This window comes from Methylobacterium sp. WL120, assembly GCF_008039465.1.
Lineage (GTDB): Bacteria > Pseudomonadota > Alphaproteobacteria > Rhizobiales > Beijerinckiaceae > Methylobacterium > Methylobacterium cerastii.
Window position 1 is genome coordinate 1 of the sequence record NZ_VRUT01000325.1, and the last position, 1,562, is coordinate 1,562.

General features: G+C 74.9%; 3 protein-coding genes. All 3 read right to left on the minus strand.

Going from position 1 to position 1,562, the window contains the following annotated elements; translation table 11 throughout:
* Positions 1-279: uroporphyrinogen-III synthase (locus tag FV229_RS26760; RefSeq protein WP_187275304.1), on the minus strand; the 279-nt coding region annotated here is incomplete at its 3' end.
* 1 nt (position 280) lies between these two features.
* On the minus strand, positions 281-1,159 hold the full coding sequence (locus tag FV229_RS26765; protein ID WP_147754804.1) for an aldose 1-epimerase family protein: 879 nt from the start codon (positions 1,157-1,159) through the stop codon (positions 281-283).
* Between the two features lie 62 nt (positions 1,160-1,221).
* On the minus strand, positions 1,222-1,562 hold a 341-nt coding region (locus tag FV229_RS26770; RefSeq protein WP_147754805.1), incomplete at its 5' end, for an ATP-binding cassette domain-containing protein.

Sequence of the window (1,562 nt, forward strand, 5' to 3'; positions counted from 1 at the left end):
CGCGACCGGTCCGAGCCGCGCCTCGGCGAGCGCCGCCGTGCGCGCGCCGACGGCGAAGACCGGGATTCCGCGCAACGCCCCGGCGTCGGTGGTCGCGAGCACCGCGTCGAGGGCGTTCGCGCTGGTGAAGATCAGGCCGTCGAAGGGTCCGTGGGGCAGGGCCGCGCCGGTGGGGCGCACCGCCAGCACCGGCGCCACCAGCGGCCGGTGGCCGAGCGCGGCCAGGCGTTCGCCGGTACGCGCGGCGCCGGGCTCCGGCCGCGCCACCCAGATCCGCACCTCAACCCTCCAGGTCGAGGCGGATGCCGTGATGCGCCGTGGCGCCCGGCGCCAGCAGGCGCTGCGCGTCCCGCTCGGCGAGTTCGCCCGAGAAGCCGGCCCAGTCGGCATGCCCGGTCCAGGCTTCGAGCGACAGGAACGGCGCCGTCGGCTTCGTCCACACCGCCAGGTGCGGAAAGTCCTCCACCGCCATCCGGATCGCCCGGCCGCCCGGCCCGGTGAAGCGCATCGTGCGGCTCAGCGCATCGCGGAACACCAGCGCCTCGGTGAACAGGGCCGGATCGAGCGGCAGTGTCGTGCCGTCGAGGTGGATCGGGCGCTCCTCGCGCAGCAACAGGCCGCCGGGGCCGACCTCGGGGACGCCGGCGCGCTCCGCCTGCTCGAATTCCACCGCGTAGCCGCCGTCGGCCGCCCGCGTGCCGCCCGCGAACGGCCAGGGGAAGGCCGGGTGGAAGCCGAGCCCGTAGGGCAGGGCCGTATCGCCCGGATTGTGCACGACGACCGCGAAGTCGAGCCCGGCCGGGCGCACCCGGGCGGTGACGTCGAGGCGGAACCGGAAGGGATAGTGCGCCAGCGTCTCGGACGTCTCGGTCAGGCGCAGGGTGACGGCGTCGTCGGCCCGCTCCACCACCGCGAAGGGCAGGTCGCGGGCGAAGCCGTGCTGCGCCATCGGGTAGGTCCGGCCCTCGACCCGCACCACCCCGCCGACCGAGGCGCCGACCACCGGGAAGAGCCAGGGCGCGTGCCGGTTCCAGTGCTCGGGATCGCCGTTCCAGAGATATTCGGTGCCGCCCACCCGCCACGACACCGGCTCGGCGCCGGCGAGCGCCAGTGCCGCTTCGGTGCCGTCGGCGGCTTTCAGGTGGATCGTGTCGGACATGGACGTGATCTCCGAGGTCGTGGCTATGTCACCTTGGCGGAAATGGCCTTCCAGCACGCGGATCACGCCGCCGCCCCGAGGTGCTGGGTCACCGCATGGAGCGGGCCGGAGGCGACGAGGCGGCCGTCCTCCAACACGTGGACCGTGTCGGCGGCCTCCAGGCTGGTGAGGCGGTGGGCGATCATGATCAGCGTGCGCTGGCCGGCCAGCGCGTCCAGCGCGGCCATCACCGCGCCCTCGGTCTCGCCGTCCAGCGCCGAGGTCGCCTCGTCGAACACGATCACGTCGGGGTCGTGGTAGAGCGCCCGGGCGATGCCGATGCGCTGGCGCTGCCCGCCGGAGAGGCGCGCGCCGCGCTCGCCGACGCGGGCGTCGTAGCCCTCGGGCAGGGCCGCGACGAAGT

What these genes read in the sequence shown, in the direction of transcription:
- FV229_RS26765 (WP_147754804.1), bottom strand. Translation starts at nt 1,159, where the DNA reads ATGTCCGACACGATCCACCTGAAAGCCGCCGACGGCACCGAAGCGGCA.